Origin of the sequence: Embleya sp. NPDC020886, from assembly GCF_044333915.1 — a bacterium.
In the GTDB taxonomy this organism is placed as follows: Bacteria; Actinomycetota; Actinomycetes; order Streptomycetales; family Streptomycetaceae; genus Embleya.
Genome location: NZ_JBIRRX010000001.1, coordinates 203,342 through 220,893, shown reverse-complemented (window position 1 = coordinate 220,893; position 17,552 = coordinate 203,342). Strand labels below are relative to the sequence as shown.

The following is a 17,552-nucleotide window of genomic DNA, read 5'->3' as shown; positions in this document are numbered from 1 at the left end:
GTTGATGGAGTCAATCAACTTTGATGGTGCAGGGGGTTTGCCATGTCCGCTGTCGGGTCCGCGGCCGGACCGGGGGCGATCGATTTGATGATCGGCTTCCCGAGCGCACAGGCCAAGAGCCACTACGACTTCCTCAAGCCGCAACTGCGCGACGCGGAGAGCGGCGAGATGGAGTTCCCCGCCGAGTACATGTTCAAGGGCGTGCCGAATCGGCTGGCCGAGGGGGTCGATCCGATCGAGGTGACGCTCGGGCAGATGGACGCGTGCGGCGTCGAGATCGGCCTGGTCGGCCTGAGCGAGACCGCGCTGCGCGCGATCGCCGAGCACCCGAAGCGCTTTCGGCCCACGCTGGAGGTGGACCCGAACGACATCACCACGACCGTCCGCCGGATCCGGCAGGCGTACCTGGAGCACCGCATCGTCGCGGTGACCACCTTCCCGGCGGGCTGCAACCCGCAGGTGCCGGTGAGCGATCGGCGCTACTACCCGATCTACCAGACCTGCATCGACCTGGACCTGCCGATCGTCGCCAACGCGGGCATCGCCGGACCGCGGGTGCCGTCCGCGTGCCAGGACGTCATGCACTTCGACCAGGTCTGTTACGACTTCCCGGAGTTGCGGATCGTGATGCGGCACGGCGCGGAGCCGTGGGAGGACCTCGCGGTCAAGCTGATGCTCAAGTGGCCCGGGCTGTACTACATGACGTCGGCGTTCGCGCCCAGGTACTACCCCAAGGCGATCGTCGACTACGCGAACACGCGTGGCGCGGACAAGGTGATGTACGCGGGCTACTACCCGATGGGCCTGTCCCTGGAGCGCATCTTCCGCGAGTTGCCGGACGTCCCGTTCAAGCCCGAGGTGCGCGCGAAGTTTCTGCGCGAGAACGCCATGCGGGTGTTCAAGCTGGGAGAGGAGTGACCACCGTGTCCGAACGCCACACGATCATCTCGGCGGACGGCCATGCCGGCGCCGGCATGGACACCTACCGCGAATTCCTGGACCCGTCCTGGCGCGCGGAGTTCGACGACTGGCGGGAGCGGTATCGCAATCCGTTCCGGGACCTCCAGGGCGATCGGCGCACCCGCAACTGGGACGACGACCGACGGATCGCCGAGTTGGCCGCGGACGGGATCGTCGCGGAGGTGGTGTTTCCCAACACGGTGCCGCCGTTCTTCCCGACCGGGCAACTGCTCGCCCGTCCCCCGTCGAAGGACTCCTACGCCCGCCGGCTGGCCGGGATCCGGGCACACAACCGCTGGCTGGCGCAGTGGTGCGGCGGGGCGAACGCGGTGCGCCGGGCCGGGTTGGCCCAGGTGTTCCTGAACAACGTCGACGACGCGGTCGCGGAGGCGGTCTGGGCCAAGGAGAACGGCCTCGCGGGCATCCTGATCCCGACCACGCCGCCGGACGTGAGCGGCATCCTGCCGCTGTACGCACCGGAGTGGGACCGGCTCTGGGAGGTGTGCCAGGACCTGGAGTTGGCGGTGGTCAACCACGGTGGATCGGGCAGCCCGGACTACGGCGCCTACCCGGCGTCCACCTTCCTGTGGATCGCCGAGGCGACGTTGTTCTCCCGTCGACCGCTGACCCACATGTTGTTGTCCGGGGCGTTCGCGCGTTTCCCCCGGCTCAAGTTCGCGATCACCGAGCAGGGCGCGGCCTGGATCCCGCCGGTGTTGCGGCAGTTGGACGGCTACCACGCGCAGATGGCGAGCGGTCGCATCGGTGAACTCAAGTACACCGAGGCGGATCGGCTGCCGGAGCCGCCGAGCGCGTACTTCGCCCGGAACTGCTGGGTGGGCGCGAGCTTCCCCTCGCCCGTCGAGGCACAGGCGCGGCACGAACTGGGCATCGACCGCTACATGTGGGGCGCGGACTATCCGCACGACGAGGGCACTTATCCGTACACGCGCGAGGCGCTGCGCCGTTCCTTCCACGACGCCTCGTCGGCCGAACTGCGGGCGATCCTGGCCGGGAACGCGGCGACGCTGTACGGCTTCGACCTGACCGCGTTGGACGCGCTGGCGGCCGAGGTCGGGCCGACCCACGCGGAACTCGCCGAGCCGCTGGCGGAGTTGCCCAAGGAGAGCAACAGCCCTGCCTTCACCCGACCCTGACGGCCCGTCATGGCCGGTTCGCGGTGGGCCTCGCCGCGGTGCGGGCGGGGCCCGCCGGCGCCGGCGGTCAGCGGCCCAACACGTGGCCGCCGTTGACGTTGACGAACTCGCCGGTCATGAAGCCGGATTCGGGGGAGGCCACGAAGGTCACGGCGGCGGCGATGTCCTCGGCCCGACCGACCCGCTTGACCAGGGTGGCCGCCGCACGCCGTTCGTGCTCGGCGGCATCCTGGACCATGTCGAAGGCGAATTCGGTGTCGGCGATGTAGCCCGGCACGACCACGTTGGCGGTGATGCCCTCGGGGCCGACCCGGGCCGCCAGGGTGTGGTTCCAGGCGTGCACGGCGGCCTTGGCGGCGCCGTACGCGTTGTTCCCGCGCAGTCCCGCGGTCGACCCGATGGACACGATCCGGCCGCCGGGGCGGGCCAGCCGGGGGAGCAGGGCCTCGGTGAGCAGCACCGTGGGCAACACGATGTGGTCGTACATCCGCCGCCAGTGGTCGGCGACCGCGGCCAGGCCCGGCTCGGTGGGCAACGGCATCCGCTGCCCGGCGTTGTTGACCAGGACGTCCACCCGCGCGGGCAGCAACGCGCAGGCCCGTTCCACCGCCTGAGGGTCCGTCAGGTCGACGACGAGGGCGGTGCCGCCGATTTCCTCGGCGACGGCGGCGATCGGCTCCGGCCGCCGACCCAGCACCGTCACGTGGTCGCCCCGGGCGGCGAATCGACGGGCAACGGCCCGGCCGATCCCGCTGCCCCCACCGCTGACCAGCACACATCGCCTTGTATCCATGGCTGTTGCCGCCCCCCCCGCGTCCGTTCGCCGCCGATGTGCCGCGATCCTACGAGCGGTGCACCGATCCTGCCCGGCCCGCGACGCTGTGATTACGGGCACGTGTGCGATCCGTCACCGAGTGACACGGTGGCCCGGAGTCGGTCCACGGGGGAGGGCGATCCCCGACGGTGTCGTGCGGCTGATCCCGGTGTTGTGCGTCGGCCGGGCCAAGCCCATCCGCGGGCCGTTTCGTCGGCCGTGACGCGGCCCACGTCCGGATCGGTGGACGGCCATTGATGGTTGGCGAGGGCCGCACTAGAGTCGCGCAACCGAACTGCCGCATGTGCCTTCCCTGGAGTAACGATCATGGTGGAACAAAAGAACGACGAGTTCATCGAGCCCTCGCCCGAGGAGATCGTTCTCTTCACCAAGGAGCACGTTTCGCAGATGGAGCAGTCGGACGGTGACGACGTCTGGCTCCTGGCCGGGATGAACCACGTGCTCGTGCACACGGTCGGCCGCAAGAGCGGCAAGCTGCACAAGGTCGCGCTCCCGTTCTGGGCGGACGAGAACGGTCACCGTGTCGTGGTCGGCTCCTTCGCGGGCGCCGCCAAGCACCCGTCCTGGTTCGTGAACCTGTCCGACCGCACGGCCAACCCGCAACTGCTGGTGCGGGTGCAGCACGCCACGTTCTGGAGCACCGCCGAGATCCTCGACGGCGACGAGTACACCAAGACCTGGGCCGGGCTCACCGCCGACCGTGACTACTACAACAACTACCAGACCCGTACCGAGCGGCGGATTCCGCTGGTGCGCCTGCCGGAGACCAGCCTGATCGCCCGCCGCGACTGAGCCTTCGCCACGCCGGCCGCCGTTCGCGTCGAGCGAGCGGCGGCCCGCCGGCGGTGCCGGCCCGGCTCAGTCCGTCAGCAGCTTCTTCTGCACCTTGCCCATCGCGTTGCGCGGCAGGTCGGCGACGAAGACCACGCGCCTGGGGCGCTTGTGCGCGGACAGCCCGGTCGCGACGTGATCGATGAGCTGACGCTCCGTCACCTCGCCGTCCGGCACCACGAAGGCGACGATCTCCTGTCCCAGGTCGGGGTGCGCCACGCCGATCACCGCCGCCTCGCGCACCGCCGGGTGCGCCAGCAGGGCACCTTCGACCTCGCCCGCGCCGATCCGATAGCCGCCGGACTTGATCAGGTCGGTGCCGGCCCGGCCCACGATCCGGTGCCGGCCGTCGGCGTCGATCACCGCGACGTCGCCGGTGCGGAACCAGCCGTCCCGGGTCAGCGTCTCGGCGGTCGCCTCGGGTCGGTTCAGGTAGCCCTGGAACAGCGTGGGCGAATCGATCTGCAACTCGCCCACCGTCTCGCCGTCGTGCGCACACGCCGAGCCGTCCTCGCCGACCAGCCGGGTGCGCACACCCGCGATCGGCAGCCCGACGAAGCCGGGTCGGCGCTCGCCGTCCGCCCGGGTGCTGACCGTGATCAGCGTCTCGGTCATGCCGTACCGCTCGATCGGCCGGTGACCGGTGAGTTCGGCCAGTCGCCCGAACACCGGGACGGGCAGCGGCGCGCTCCCGGACACCAGCAACCGCGCGCCCGCCAACGCCCGCGCCGACTCCGGGTCCTGCGCGATCCGCGACCACACCGTGGGCACGCCGAAGTACAGGCTGCCGCCCGCCTGCGCGTAGGCGGCCGGCTTGGGGCGGCCGGTGTGCATCACACGCGAGCCGACCCGCAGCGCGCCCAGCACACCCAGGACCAGGCCGTGCACGTGGAACAGCGGCAGGCCGTGCACGAGCACGTCGTCCGGAGTCCACGCCCACGCGTCGACCAGGCCGTCCAGCCCGGCGGCGATCGCCGCGTGCGGCATCAGCACGCCCTTCGGCGCACCCGTGGTGCCGCTCGTGTACAGGATCAGCGCGGTCGTGTCGGGAGCCGGCTGCGGGTGCGTGCTCGACGAGCGCGCGGCGAGGTCGATCGGCGCGGTGGGCAGCCCGGTGTCCGTCCACGGCCCCGGCGCCAGCAACAGCGCGGCACCCGAGTCGGACAGGATGTGCGCGCGCTCCAGCGGACCCGAGTCCGGCGGGACCGGGACCACCGGCACACCCGCCACCAGGCCGGCCAACGTGGCCACCACGGTGCCCAGGCTCGCGTCCGCGCGCACCGCGACGGCCGGCGCGCCCACGATGCGATCGGCCAACGCCGTCGCCGCACCGAACAACGCCTCGCGCGACATCGCCTCCCCGGCCACGACGACCGCATCGGAGCGATCCGGCACGGCACCGTCGACCGAGACGAGAGCAGACACGACCCAACCTCCAACCACGACGACCCAACCCACCGATGCTATTGCGCCGAACGCCGGTCCGAGCCCACCCACTCGCACCCGCCCGGCCCGATGTGCCCCCGGCTGCCCGCCGCACACCGGATCACCGGCGCGAAGCCGGGGGCGCCCGCGGGTCCCCAACCGTCGCGGGTTCCGCCGGGGAACCGAGGGTTTGCCCCGGGACAAGGGGGTGCCGGGCGCATAGCGTGGGGCGGGGGAACCGGTTCGTCGGGTGGGCCGTCCCAGGGGCAGGACTTTCGGGTGAGCAAGGAGTGGTTGTGCGTCGAAATCCCGTGCAGGGGAGCAGGGTCGCGGCCGTACTGGCGGTGTGTGTCTCGCTCGGTGTGCTGACCGCGTGCGGCAACGGGCAGAGCCCGTTGTCCACCATCGAGAAGCCGTCGTCGACCGCTTCGGGGACCGCGAGCGCGGGATCCGGGCTGGACGAGAACGTCCGCAACGAGGACCTGGACGTCGGCGAACTGGTGCGCCGGGCCAAGCAGTCCGCCGCCCGGATCAAGACCGTGCACGTGGTGGCGGACATCGTCTCCGCCGGCAAGGCGGTCAAGCTCGATCTGCGGGTGGACCGCGGCAGCGAGGACTTCCAGGGCACCATCGAGCAGAACGGCGTCAAGCTGGAGGTGCGCCGGGTCCAGTCGGCGATGTACATCAAGGGCGACGAAGCCGCGTACCGCTCGTTGGTCGGCACCGTGGACGGCGACCTGGCCGCCAAACTGCTCGCCGGGAAGTGGCTCAAGGGCGACGCGAACAGCGAGAAGCTGCGCGGCCTGCGCAACATCACCACCGTCGCCGACCCGGGGGCGGCGCTGAAGAGCTTCCCCGAGGACGGCGTCAAGCTGCCCACCGAGACGATCGACAGCCGCAAGATGATCCCGCTCACCGGCCCGCCCGGGGACGACGAGGGCAAGATCTACATCGAGGCCCAGGGCGGCAAGCCGTACCCGGTCCTGATCGTGTCCAAGGACACCGACAACAGCGGCTCGGTCGGCTACGGCGACTTCGACGTGCCGGTCAAGGTGAGCGCGCCGCCCGCCGCCGAGGTGATCGACATCCCCGATCGCTCCACCACATCCGGCACACCCCGCCCCGGCAGCACCGCCTGAGAAGGGGGCGATCTTCACGACGGGGCGTCGAAGCCACGCCCTAGGATGCTCTCCATCCACGCGCCGCGTCCGTCGACGCGGCGCGCAATCGGGGAACCACCGCGGAGGGGAGTTGCGATGACGGTCGTTCTCGCACAGGGGGAGCGCGTCACCATCGGCAAGGGCGAGGCCGGTTCGGTCGCCCGGGTACGGATGGGGCTGGGCTGGGACCCGATCAAGCACGAGGGGTTGCGCCCGGGCCTGCAGGCGCTCACCGGCGTCGACCTGGACGCGTCGTGTCTGTTGTTCGACGCCGACCACCACCTCGTGGACACCGTGTGGCCGCGGCAGTTGGTGTCCAAGGACGGCGCGGTCACGCACACCGGCGACAACACCACCGGTGCCGGCGAGGGTGACGACGAGTCGATCATCGTCGACCTCGCCGCGCTGCCGCTGCGCATAACGGCGCTGGTCTTCACGGTCAGCGCGTTCTCCAGCGACGACTTCTCCCGGGTCGCCAACGCGTTCTGCCGCGTGGTGGACGAGAGCGACGAGAGCGAACTCGTGCGCTACGAACTCTCCACCGCCGACTCGCACGACAACGCGCAGATCATGGTCAAGCTGACCCGCGGCGGCGACGGCTGGACGCTCACCGCGATCGGTCGGTCGGCCAAGGGCAACACGGTCAACGACCTGCTGCCCGCGGTCCTGAAGTACCTGTAGCCACCCGCAGTCGCGCCCGGGCGACACCCACACCGCTCCGGGCGCGGCGGCGCGCCGGGCCGACCCGCGCTCACGCCGCGGCGACGAGCCCGCGTTCCGACGCGTAGTCCGCCAACGCCTCGCGCAGCCGCCGCCGGCCCCGGTGCAGCCGCGACATCACCGTGCCGAGCGGGACGTCCATGAACGCGGCGATCTCCTTGTACGGATAGCCCTCCACGTCCGCGAGATACACCGCGATCCGAAACTCCTCGGGCAACGCGCGCAACGCGGCCACCACCTGCGAGTCGGGCAGGTGATCCAGCGCCTCGGTCTCCGCCGACCGCAGCCCGGTCGATTCGTGCGACCCGGCCCGGTAGAGCTGCCAGTCCTCGATCTCCTGCCCGCCCGACGCCACCGGCTGCCGCTGCTTCCTGCGGTAGGAGGTGATGAAGGTGTTGGTGAGAATTCGGTACAGCCACGCCTTCAGATTCGTTCCGTCCCGGAACTGGTGGAAGGACGCGTACGCCTTCGTGAACGTTTCCTGGACCAGATCCTCCGCGTCCGAGGCGTTGTGGGTCATCCGCAGCGCGGCCGGGTAGAGCGGGTCAAGAAACGGCACGGCGTCGCGCTCGAAGCGGTCCTGCCGCAGCCTCGGGGTGGTCAGGAGATCACTCAATTCGTCGCTCCCGCTACGCAAGGTACGGACCCGTCGGCGCCTGTTCGTCCCCACCGCGTCGAGGGTGTGAAACTCCCCTGCCCATCATGTGCCCGCCGATGCGCGAAACAGCCGGGCCATTGGTCCTTCGTTGTCGCGACCGGCGATCCGCGGGCACGATCGACACCGCCGCCGGGCGTCTTGTGCCGGGCGCCGGTGACGGAGCGTCAAATTTTGTTCACGCTATGCCGATCGTCGCTGTTCCCGGACTCGGCCCGGCGTCCTATTCTCGGGCCATGGGCGGGTCACAGCTTCGCCACCGCCAGGGTGGCCAGCGCGACGAGTTGCTCCTTGCTCGGCGGCGGATCGCCGCCGCCCGCGTTGAGCGAGAACACCGCCGTCTCCTCGCCTCGACGGGCCGCGACCACCAGGACGCCGCCGATCGTGTCCGGTTGCACGTAGACCGCGGCGTCGCCCAGATTCGGCACCTTCTCGGTACGGGTGTCGCCCAGTGTGCCCAGGTAGGCGTCGATCGCCTTGTCCACCCCGCCCGAACTCTTCGACCGGGTCGCGATCGTGCTGACCACCGGGGCTCCGTCGGCCGCCGCGTAGTCACAACCCAGCGGATTCTGCGCGGCCCGCAGCCCCGGCATCGACAACGCCTTCGAAACCTGCTCGGCGGTGAGCATCGCGCACGCGTCGACCGGGCGCAGCTCGCCGTTCGCCCCGGCCCCCGCGCCGCCCGCGGTCGGGCTCGGACTCCCGTCGCCGCCCGCCTTGGTGCCCCCGTCGCCGTCGTCGCATCCCGCCAGCGGCAGTACGACGGCCGCGACCGCGACCACCACGCCCATCCGAACCCTCACGGTCGTCCCCATTTCCCGGTTCCGCTCCGGGGCGTTCCCCGGTCCCCGGCATGATCCGACATTTCCCGGTCCGCGGTGCGGACCCGACCGGATCGTCGCGGTTCGCAACCCCCGCGACAATGCCGCCGCGTCTCGCGATGCGGGCTGCGATCAAGCTCACATCGCCCCTGGTGGACCCGGAATTCGCAGGTGAGACCCACTTGTCGGGCCGGCCCGATGTGCCCGGCATGTGGACCGGGCCTGCGGGGCACCTGCACACGTGTCCTAAAGTCACGCAGGTTCGACCCCGATGCCGCCGCCCCACCACGGGCACGGCACTCTGTCGTCCCGAGGCACCCGTCCGATTTCCCCCGCACCCGGACACCCCGGGCAAGGAGGTACGTAGCTCGTGATCCGTAAGCTGTTGGTGGCCAACCGAGGCGAAATCGCCGTGCGCGCCCTGCGCGCCGCCACCGAGCTGGACATCACCACGGTCGCTGTTTACGCGTACGAGGACCGACACTCCCTGCATCGCCAGAAAGCGGACGAGAGCTACGAGATCGGCGAACGGGGTCACCCGCTGCGCGCCTACCTCGACGTGGACACGATCGTCGGCGCGGCGATCTCGTGTGGCGCCGACGCGATCTACCCCGGTTACGGCTTTCTCTCCGAGAACCCGCTGCTCGCCGAGGCGTGCGAGGCCAACGGGATCACCTTCGTCGGCCCCTCGGCCGACGTGCTCTCGCTCGCGGGCAACAAGGTGCGGGCGCTGGAGGCCGCGAAGGGCGCCGGACTGCCCACGTTGCAGACCGCGCCGCCGCAGGACGACGTGGACGCGCTGGTGGCCGCCGCGGACGCGATCGGCTTCCCGATCTTCGTCAAGGCCGCCGCCGGCGGTGGCGGCCGAGGGCTGCGCAAGGTGGACCGCCGCGAGGACCTGCGTTCCTCGATCGAGACCGCGATGCGCGAGGCGCAGACCGCCTTCGGCGACCCCACGGTCTTCCTGGAGGAGGCGGTGATCCGCCCGCGCCACATCGAGGTGCAGATCCTCGCCGGCGCCGACGGCGGCGTGGTGCACCTGTACGAGCGGGACTGCTCGATGCAGCGGCGCCACCAGAAGGTCGTCGAGATCGCCCCCGCGCCCAACCTCGACCCCGAACTGCGGGACCGGATCTGCGCCGACGCGGTGCGTTTCGCGCAGGCGGTGGGCTACCGCAACGCGGGCACCGTGGAGTTCCTGCTCGACGAGCGCGGCCGGTACGTGTTCATCGAGATGAACCCGCGCATCCAGGTCGAGCACACGGTCACCGAGGAGATCACCGGAGTCGACCTGGTCCAGGCCCAGTTGCGGGTCGCCGCCGGTGCGACCCTGAGCGATCTGGGCCTGGTGCAGAGCGAGATCCGGATCCAGGGCGCGGCCCTGCAGTGCCGGATCACCACCGAGGACCCCTCGGCCGACTTCCGCCCCGACACCGGCACCGTGTCCGCCTACCGCTCGCCGGGCGGCGCGGGTGTGCGGCTGGACGGCGGCACCTACACCGGTGCCGAGGTGTTGCCCTACTTCGACTCGATGCTGGTCAAGCTGACCTGCCGGGGCCGCACCTTCGGCGACGCGGTCAACCGGGCCCGGCGCGCGGTGGCCGAGTTCCGCATCCGCGGCGTCGCGACCAACATCCCCTTCCTGCAGGCCGTGCTCGACGACCCGGCCTTCCGCGACGGCCGGATCACCACGTCGTTCATCGACGAGCACCCCGAGTTGGTCCGCTCCCGCCCGGGTGCCGACCGAGGCACCCGCCTGCTGGCCTACCTGGCCGACGTCACGGTCAACCGCCCGTACGGCCCCACCCCGGGCATCGCGGTGCCGCGCACCAAGCTGCCCGAGCTGCCCGCCGGCGACCTGCCCGCGGGCAGCCGGGACCGGCTCCTGGAACTGGGCCCGGCCGGCTTCGCCCGCGCGCTGCGCGAGCAGAGCGCGCTGGCGGTCACCGACACCACGTTCCGCGACGCGCACCAGTCGCTGCTGGCGACCCGGGTACGCACCTACGACCTCGCCGCCGCAGCTCCCTACGTCGCGCGGATGACGCCCGAACTGCTCAGCGTCGAGGCCTGGGGCGGGGCGACCTACGACGTCGCGCTGCGCTTCCTCAAGGAGGACCCGTGGCACCGCCTGGCGGCGCTGCGCGAGGGCATGCCGAACCTCAACATCCAGATGTTGCTGCGCGGGCGCAACACCGTCGGGTACACGCCCTACCCGGACAAGGTGTGCGTGAAGTTCGTCGAGGAGGCCGCCCGCACCGGCATCGACGTGTTCCGGATCTTCGACGCGCTCAACGACATCGAGGCGATGCGTCCGGCGATCGAGGCCACCCTGGGCACGCACGCGATCGCCGAGGGCACGCTGTGCTACACCGGCGACCTGTCCGACCCGGCCGAGCAGTTGTACACGCTGGACTACTACCTGCGGCTCGCCGAGCAACTGGTCGAGGCCGGCGTGCACGTGTTGTGCGTCAAGGACATGGCCGGGCTGCTCCGGGCGCCCGCCGCCCGCACGCTGGTCGGCGCGCTGCGCGAGCGCTTCGACCTCCCGGTGCACCTGCACACGCACGACACCGCGGGTGGTCAGCTCGCCACCTACCTCGCCGCCATCGAGGCCGGCGTCGACGCGATCGACGGTGCCTCGGCCGCGTTGGCGGGCACCACGAGCCAGCCGCCGCTGTCCGCGATCGTGGCCGCGACCGACTACACCGAGCGCGCCACCGGGCTGTCCCTGGACGCGCTGTGCGCCCTGGAGCCCTACTGGGCGGCGGTGCGCGAGGCGTACGCGCCGTTCGAGTCCGGCCTGCCCGCGCCCACCGGCCGGGTCTACCGGCACGAGATCCCCGGCGGTCAGCTCTCCAACCTGCGCCAGCAGGCGATCGCGCTGGGCCTGGGCCACAAGTTCGAGGACATCGAGGACGCCTACGCGGCCTCGAACCGGATCCTGGGCAACATCGTCAAGGTCACCCCCTCCAGCAAGGTGGTCGGCGACCTGGCCCTGCACCTGAGCGCGGTGGGTGCCGACCCGGCCAAGTTCGAGGCCGACCCGGGCGCGTTCGACGTGCCGGACTCGGTGATCGGCTTCCTCCAGGGCGAGCTGGGCACCCCGCCCGGCGGCTGGCCCGAGCCGTTCCGTACCCGGGCACTGGCGGGTCGCACCGCGAGCTCGACCCGCACGGTGGCACTGACCCCGGAGCAGGACGCCGCGCTGGACGGCGACGAACTGCGCGACACGCTCAACCGGTTGCTCTTCCCGGGCCCGGCCAAGGACTACGACGAGGCCGAGCGGTTGTACGGCGACGTCTCCGCGGTGCCGACCGTGCCGTTCCTGTACGGCCTGGTCCAGGGCGAGGAACTGGCCATCACGTTGTCCACGGGCGTCTCGCTCTACCTCGCGGTCGAGGCGGTCGGCGACGCGGACGAGCGCGGCTTCCGCACCGTGTACTGCCGGATGAACGGTCAGCCCCGGGTGCTCTCGGTGCGCGACCGCTCGGTCAAGCCGGCCCGGCCGGAGAGCGAGCGGGCCAACCCGGACAACCCGAAGCACGTGGCCGCGCCCTTCAGCGGTGTGGTCACCCTCCAGGTGGCCGTGGGCGACGAGGTCGAGGCCGGCGGCACGGTGGCGACCATCGAGGCGATGAAGATGGAGGCGTCGATCACGGCGCAGAGCGCGGGCACCGTGGCCCGGCTGGCGATCGGCGCGGTGTCCTCGGTCGAGGCCGGCGACCTGCTGCTCGAACTGGGCTGATCGCTCCGATTCGACTCGACCCGGGTCGAAGTCGGTCGAACCTCGCACCAACTCGATCGTTTCTCACTCGGTCGCAGCACACGAACCACCGTCCGAAGAAATTCGGGCGGTGGTTCGTGGCGTTTTCCGGACACGTTTGGCAGACGTTTGATTACTCGATGCCCGGTTTCGTTGCGCCGTATGGGCTGCTTTCGTTCGTTTTTTCCGTTTCGTCGGTCCGTCGTTTCCCGAGGTGGGGCCGCATGTCGCGATCCTGACGTCAGGACGTACCCCCGGAGGGCTCTTGATCTTCCTGTGCTTCAGGTCACAGACTCGATAGTCACTCGGGGTTATCGGTGTCCATCCATCCGGATTGGGAGACCCTGCATGGCCGTGCGCCTGAGCACCCTCGACACGACCGCGGAACCCCGCGCCGTCGCCCCACCGTCGCCGCCGCCGACCGTCGACCTGGACGAACTGCTGGCGCATCCGCACCTGGTCACCCGGCTGCCCACGCCGATGGCCCGTGCGGCGGGCGATCTGATGCTCGCCCGGCTCGCCACCCTCGAACCGGGCACCGTGGACCACTCGTACCTGCGCGGGTTGCTGGTCGAGTTGAACCTGCCGATGGTCCGGCACGCCGCCGGGCGCTACCGGCGCCGCGGTGAACCGGTCGAGGACATCGTCCAGGTCGGCACGATCGGCCTGATCAAGGCGATCGACCGCTACGAGGCCGATCGCGGCAGCAGCTTCATGGCGTACGCCATGCCGACCATCATCGGCGAGATCAAGCGCTTCTTCCGGGACACCTCGTGGTCCGTGCGGGTACCGCGCCGGCTGCGCGAACTGCGCACCGAACTGCTGCGTGCCACCGACGAACTGACCGCGCTGCACGGCCGCACACCCACCCCGCGCGAGTTGGCCGAGCGGCTGTGCATCACCGAGGAGGAGGTGCTCGAAGGGCTGGACGCCTGCACCGTCTACACCGCGACCTCGCTGGACGAGACCGCCTACGGCGACGCGGACGGCCAGGAGACGGTCGGCGACCGGCTGGGCTCCGAGGACCACGCGCTCGACCTGGTCGAGTACCGCGAGGCGCTGCGCCCGCTGCTGGCCGAACTGCCGCAGCGCGAGCGCGCGATCCTGGTCATGCGGTTCTACGGAAATCTGACCCAGGCGCAGATCGGCGAGCGGATCGGCATCTCGCAGATGCACGTGTCCCGCCTTCTCGCCCGCACCCTGGCATCGCTGCGCGAACGGCTGATGATCCCGGGCTGAGCAGCCCGCGCACGCCGCCGCTGCGACCGTGCGCGTTCCCCTCCGCCGATTCCGCCGCGCGGTCCGGCGGTTGCCGAAGGCGCGTCCGCGGGCCGGCCGAGGCCGCCGGGCGGATGCCCGAATCGGGACGGGGAACGCGCATCGGCGTCGCCGCGAGGTGCACCGTCGATTCAGCGGAAGAGCACCTCGAAGGGGCGGCGGAAGTACGCCAGTTTCTCCGGCGGGAGCGGCACCCGGTCGTCGCGGCCCGGCACCAGCGGGGCTATCTGGGACGCCAGGCAGGACAGCGCCCGCTCCTTGCGGGCCTGTTGCACCTCGGTCAGGTCGACCCGCAGCGCCCGGCTCCACGGCACCCGACTGTCGTCCGGCTCCGCCCACTGCCACATGCGCAGCGGGAACTCCAGCAGACCCACGCCGGTCTCCCGGCATGCCACGTCGGCCGCCCGACCGGTGCTCTCGTGGTCGGCGAAGCCGTCCCCGCGCCAGTTGGTCACACACAGCGCGAAGCCCGAGACGAGCGGGATCAGCCGGTCCACCAGCTCCCGTTCGTGGGTGCTCACCGTGCGGTCCGGGATGCGCAGCCGGATCACCTCGACCGGGGCCACCCCACCGGGATTGCCGACGATCGTGGCGAAGGCCCGGTCCGACTCGCGCACCCGCCGGGCGGCCAGCACCGAACCCGGTAACCGACTGCCCGGGTGCGACGCGTCGCCGTCGGTGACGCTGACCACCCGCACCGGCGAGCCGTCGGCCACCGCTCGCGAGATCAGCCCGCCCACCCCCAGCAGCGCGTCCTCCGGGTGCGCGGCGACCACCACGAGACCACCCGCCAGGACCGGCCACTCCTGCGGCAGCGGGACCGGCAGCGCCTGTCGCTGCCAGTCGACCTCGGTGGTCCAGGCTCGTCGGGGGGTCGGATCGGGTGCGGGTGAACGCGATCCGCGGAAGGTGGGAAGGCTCATGGTGTCTCCCTGTCGAGAGCGAACTGGGGGTGGCGATCTCCCAATCGTGTGGTCGGCGCCGGGGTAAGAGTTACGAGCATCGGCTACCCGGGTCGGTTTTGGCCATGTGCGACACGGGAATTGATGTGCCGTCAGGTGGCCGTTCGGACCGCTGCGGGGTCCTGCTTTCGGTTCACTGCCGGGATCTGCGCGGCTTCGACCGGTTTGCGCCCGGGGATGAACAGCGCGACCAGCAGGCCCAGGACGGCGGCTCCGCAGCCGAGCCACAGCGCGGTCACGAAGGCGTCGTGCGAGGGAAACTCGCGGCCGCCCGTGCGCATCGTCATGTTCGCGAGCACGACGCCGATCACCGCACTGGAGGTTGACGTGCCGATCGAGCGCATCAGCGTGTTCAGGCCGGTCGCCGATCCGGTCTCGCCGATCGGTACGGCCTGCATGATCAGCGACGGCATCGCCGCGTACGCCAGCGCGACGCCGACCGCCGAGAGCACCGCCATCGCGACGATCTTCCAGATCGCGTCGAGCATGAACACCGAGAGCGCGTAGCCGATCGCGATCACCGCGGTGCCCACGAGCAGCGAGACCTTGGGGCCGCGGGCGGCGGACAGGCGCGCGGACAGCGGCGAGATCAGCATCATCACGATGCCCGACGGCGCCATGCACAGGCCCGCGACGACCATGCTCTTGCCCAGGCCGTAGCCGGTGTTCTCCGGGTTCATCAGCACCTGCGGGAACACCAGCGACTGGGCGAACATCGCGAAACCGACCACGACCGAGGCGAGGTTGGTGAACAACACCTGCGGCTTCGCCGCGATGCGCAGGTCCACGAGCGGCTGTGCGGTGCGCAGTTCGAGCCATCCCCAGCCGAGCAGTACGACGGCCGCGACGGCGAGCAGGACGAGCGTGGTGCTGCTGCCCCAACCCCAGTCCGCGCCCTTGGTGATCACCAGCAGCAGGGCCACCAACCCGACGGACAGCCCGCCCGCGCCGGCGAAGTCGAAGCGTCCCGGCAGCCGGACCGGCGATTCGGGCACCAGGAACAGCACGAGCAGGACGTCGAGCGCGCCGATCGCGCCGGCCGCCCAGAACATCATGTGCCAGTCGGCGTTCTGGGCGATCAGCGCGGCCACCGGCAGCCCGATCGCGCCGCCGATGCCCAGCGTCGCGCTCATCAGCGCGATCGAGGAACCCAGCTTCGCGGGCGGGAGTTCGTCGCGCATGATGCTGATGCCCAGCGGGATCACGCCGAACGACGCGCCCTGGAGGAAGCGGCCGATCACCATCGGGAGCAGCGTGTCGGACAGTGCGCACAACACCGAGCCCGCGACCATCAGACCGAGGCTGACGATCAGGATCCGGCGTTTGCCGAACATGTCGCCGAGTCGCCCCATGACGGGAGTGCAGACCGCGCCGGAGAGCAGCGTGGCGGTGACCACCCAGGACGCGTTGGCGGGCGAGGTGTCGAGCAGGTTGGGCAGGTTGGGCAGCAGCGGTACGACCAGGGTCTGCATGAGCGCCACGACCACGCCGCAGAACGCCAGTACGGCCACCACCGGCCCGGCCCGGTCCACCGATCCGGGCGAATGGGCCCCGGCATCCGCCGGGCTCGGCTCGGGTATGCCGCTCGGAGCGGTCACGGACTGCCTCCACAGAATCGCCGGATGATTGCCAGGGTCAACAAATGTGCACGATACACATGATGTGTATCGTGCACATTGCCCGGGTGCGGCGCTAGGGTTCCCGGCAGGCGCATTGGTGTGAAGGCGGGAGTGGGCACGTGTTGGAAGGGATCGAGCGAGAGCTGATGCTGATCGCTCGCCACCACGTCATGGGCAAGCGGAACGGCGACGGTCTGGAGCGGTCGGCCTACCTGCTGTTGACCCGGTTGGAGGTCGAGGGGCCGATGTCGATCGGGCAACTCGCAGAAGCGTTTCGGCTCGACACCTCGACGGTGAACCGCCAGGTGGCCGCGCTGTTGCGGGCCGGCGACGCGGAACGCATCGCGGACCCGGACGGCGGTCTCGCCCGCAAGCTGCGGATCACCGCGGTCGGTGCGGAACGGCTCGCGCACGAGCTGGCGATCCACTGCCGGGGTCTGGAACGAGTGCTGGAGTCCTGGGACGAGGGCGAACGACGCGAACTCTTCGAGGTGTTGACCCGGTTCAACCGCTCGGTCGAGGCCGTCGAGGGTCGCGAATGGCCCAGGAACGAACTTGCGGCCGAACCCACGGGGCGTGGCGCGCACGGGTGATGCGGCGGGCCGGGGGCGCGGCCCGGCGGGGTGACGGGGCGTCAGGCGCCTTTGGGCGGGCGGGAGTCGGCGTCGGGCTCGGGTTCGGGCTCGGGTTCGGAGTCGGGCCTGGGCCCGGACTCGGGCTTGGCCTCGGACTCGGCTGCCGCGGCCGGCTCGGTCGTCGACTCGGCGTCGGAGGGTGACGCGGGGGCGGCGGGGGCTTCGGCGGGTTCGGGCTCGGAGCCGGCCTCGGTCCTGGGGGTCTCCTCGGGTGCCGATTCGGCCTCGGCCTCGGGCTTCGCAGCCCGGGCGGGCTCGCGCGCCGAGTCGGGCGTGGAATCGGCGTCCGACACGTCGACGGGAGCCGAATCCGCACTCGCCGACGCCCCGGCCGGGGCCGTCGGTCGGATCGCCGATTGCGGCTCCGCCGCGGGCTGTTCGTCCGCCGGCCGACTCGGCGCGGTCGTCGGCACGGCTGCGGCGGCCGGCCGCGCGGTCGACACCTCGGCGACCTCGGCCGGGGCCTCGTCGTACCCGTCGTCCGCGTCGTCCGCGTCGTCCGCGAACCGCCGCCGGCCCGCGAGCGCGAGCAGGGCGCCGGCGGCGAGCAGGATCAGGCCCGCGACGAAGATCGTGGGCTCGTTCCCGCTGGCGCCCGCGATGTCCGCCATGATCGGCGCCGTACCTTCGAGCGTGCTCAACGGTGTGATCCGATCGATCGGCGAACAGGTCCGGTCGTCTTATTAGCAGACTCCTCGAACCCAGGGAAACCGGCCTCGACCTGAGAGTTT

General features: G+C 71.0%; 15 protein-coding genes. 8 read left to right on the top strand and 7 right to left on the bottom strand.

Annotated elements, in window-relative coordinates:
• Positions 1-42: 42 nt before the first annotated feature.
• Positions 43-918 (top strand): amidohydrolase family protein, encoded by an 876-nt coding sequence (locus ACH4U8_RS00935; RefSeq protein WP_395775463.1) that lies wholly within the window; start codon positions 43-45, stop codon positions 916-918.
• Between the two features lie 5 nt (positions 919-923).
• Positions 924-2,117, top strand: coding sequence for an amidohydrolase family protein (locus ACH4U8_RS00930; protein WP_395775462.1), 1,194 nt, complete (start codon positions 924-926; stop codon positions 2,115-2,117).
• A gap of 67 nt (positions 2,118-2,184) precedes the next feature.
• On the opposite strand, the gene ACH4U8_RS00925 is transcribed toward ACH4U8_RS00930, so the two are convergent.
• Positions 2,185-2,910 carry an SDR family NAD(P)-dependent oxidoreductase gene (locus tag ACH4U8_RS00925; RefSeq protein WP_395775461.1) on the bottom strand — a complete coding sequence of 242 codons (726 nt, stop codon included), beginning with the start codon at positions 2,908-2,910 and terminating at the stop codon, positions 2,185-2,187.
• A 348-nt stretch (positions 2,911-3,258) separates the two neighbouring features.
• On the opposite strand from ACH4U8_RS00925, the gene ACH4U8_RS00920 reads away from it, so the two are divergent.
• Positions 3,259-3,744 carry a nitroreductase/quinone reductase family protein gene (locus ACH4U8_RS00920; protein WP_360314412.1) on the top strand — a complete coding sequence of 162 codons (486 nt, stop codon included), beginning with the start codon at positions 3,259-3,261 and terminating at the stop codon, positions 3,742-3,744.
• 66 nt (positions 3,745-3,810) lie between these two features.
• On the opposite strand, the gene ACH4U8_RS00915 is transcribed toward ACH4U8_RS00920, so the two are convergent.
• Positions 3,811-5,208, bottom strand: coding sequence for an acyl-CoA synthetase (locus tag ACH4U8_RS00915; protein ID WP_395775460.1), 1,398 nt, complete (start codon positions 5,206-5,208; stop codon positions 3,811-3,813).
• A gap of 296 nt (positions 5,209-5,504) precedes the next feature.
• Here ACH4U8_RS00915 and ACH4U8_RS00910 point away from each other — a divergent pair, with 296 nt between their 5' ends.
• On the top strand, positions 5,505-6,347 hold the full coding sequence (locus ACH4U8_RS00910; protein WP_395775459.1) for a hypothetical protein: 843 nt from the start codon (positions 5,505-5,507) through the stop codon (positions 6,345-6,347).
• A gap of 117 nt (positions 6,348-6,464) precedes the next feature.
• Entirely contained in the window at positions 6,465-7,049 is a 585-nt protein-coding gene (locus ACH4U8_RS00905; RefSeq protein ID WP_360314418.1) for a TerD family protein, read from the top strand.
• A gap of 70 nt (positions 7,050-7,119) precedes the next feature.
• Here the strand turns inward: ACH4U8_RS00905 and ACH4U8_RS00900 are convergent, their stop codons facing one another.
• Positions 7,120-7,704 carry a sigma-70 family RNA polymerase sigma factor gene (locus tag ACH4U8_RS00900; RefSeq protein WP_360314420.1) on the bottom strand — a complete coding sequence of 195 codons (585 nt, stop codon included), beginning with the start codon at positions 7,702-7,704 and terminating at the stop codon, positions 7,120-7,122.
• Between the two features lie 284 nt (positions 7,705-7,988).
• Positions 7,989-8,546, bottom strand: a complete 558-nt coding sequence (locus ACH4U8_RS00895) for a DUF3558 family protein (protein ID WP_360314422.1) — start codon at positions 8,544-8,546, stop codon at positions 7,989-7,991.
• A gap of 388 nt (positions 8,547-8,934) precedes the next feature.
• Between ACH4U8_RS00895 and ACH4U8_RS00890 the strand changes: the two genes are divergently transcribed.
• Entirely contained in the window at positions 8,935-12,309 is a 3,375-nt protein-coding gene (locus ACH4U8_RS00890) for a pyruvate carboxylase (RefSeq protein ID WP_395775458.1), read from the top strand.
• 366 nt (positions 12,310-12,675) lie between these two features.
• Positions 12,676-13,566 carry an RNA polymerase sigma factor SigF gene (locus tag ACH4U8_RS00885; RefSeq protein ID WP_360314426.1) on the top strand — a complete coding sequence of 297 codons (891 nt, stop codon included), beginning with the start codon at positions 12,676-12,678 and terminating at the stop codon, positions 13,564-13,566.
• A gap of 170 nt (positions 13,567-13,736) precedes the next feature.
• On the opposite strand, the gene ACH4U8_RS00880 is transcribed toward ACH4U8_RS00885, so the two are convergent.
• Together ACH4U8_RS00880 and ACH4U8_RS00875 are read right to left on the bottom strand one after the other, a co-directional pair.
• Positions 13,737-14,528: a PIG-L deacetylase family protein gene (locus ACH4U8_RS00880; protein ID WP_395775457.1), complete on the bottom strand. Its 792-nt coding sequence runs from the start codon at positions 14,526-14,528 to the stop codon at positions 13,737-13,739.
• Between the two features lie 131 nt (positions 14,529-14,659).
• Positions 14,660-16,039: an MFS transporter gene (locus tag ACH4U8_RS00875; RefSeq protein ID WP_395775980.1), complete on the bottom strand. Its 1,380-nt coding sequence runs from the start codon at positions 16,037-16,039 to the stop codon at positions 14,660-14,662.
• A gap of 293 nt (positions 16,040-16,332) precedes the next feature.
• On the opposite strand from ACH4U8_RS00875, the gene ACH4U8_RS00870 reads away from it, so the two are divergent.
• A complete protein-coding gene (locus ACH4U8_RS00870) occupies positions 16,333-16,779 on the top strand; it encodes a MarR family transcriptional regulator (RefSeq protein WP_360314509.1) in 447 nt (148 codons plus the stop codon).
• Positions 16,780-16,820: 41 nt separating this feature from the next.
• Here the strand turns inward: ACH4U8_RS00870 and ACH4U8_RS00865 are convergent, their stop codons facing one another.
• Positions 16,821-17,462: a hypothetical protein gene (locus ACH4U8_RS00865; protein WP_395775456.1), complete on the bottom strand. Its 642-nt coding sequence runs from the start codon at positions 17,460-17,462 to the stop codon at positions 16,821-16,823.
• Positions 17,463-17,552 lie beyond the last annotated feature (90 nt).

What these genes read in the sequence shown, in the direction of transcription:
- ACH4U8_RS00935 (WP_395775463.1), top strand. Translation starts at nt 43, where the DNA reads ATGTCCGCTGTCGGGTCCGCGGCCGGACCGGGGGCGATCGATTTGATG.
- ACH4U8_RS00925 (WP_395775461.1), bottom strand. Translation starts at nt 2,910, where the DNA reads ATGGATACAAGGCGATGTGTGCTGGTCAGCGGTGGGGGCAGCGGGATC.
- ACH4U8_RS00920 (WP_360314412.1), top strand. Translation starts at nt 3,259, where the DNA reads ATGGTGGAACAAAAGAACGACGAGTTCATCGAGCCCTCGCCCGAGGAG.
- ACH4U8_RS00905 (WP_360314418.1), top strand. Translation starts at nt 6,465, where the DNA reads ATGACGGTCGTTCTCGCACAGGGGGAGCGCGTCACCATCGGCAAGGGC.
- ACH4U8_RS00885 (WP_360314426.1), top strand. Translation starts at nt 12,676, where the DNA reads ATGGCCGTGCGCCTGAGCACCCTCGACACGACCGCGGAACCCCGCGCC.
- ACH4U8_RS00880 (WP_395775457.1), bottom strand. Translation starts at nt 14,528, where the DNA reads ATGAGCCTTCCCACCTTCCGCGGATCGCGTTCACCCGCACCCGATCCG.
- ACH4U8_RS00875 (WP_395775980.1), bottom strand. Translation starts at nt 16,039, where the DNA reads ATGCAGACCCTGGTCGTACCGCTGCTGCCCAACCTGCCCAACCTGCTC.
- ACH4U8_RS00870 (WP_360314509.1), top strand. Translation starts at nt 16,333, where the DNA reads ATGCTGATCGCTCGCCACCACGTCATGGGCAAGCGGAACGGCGACGGT.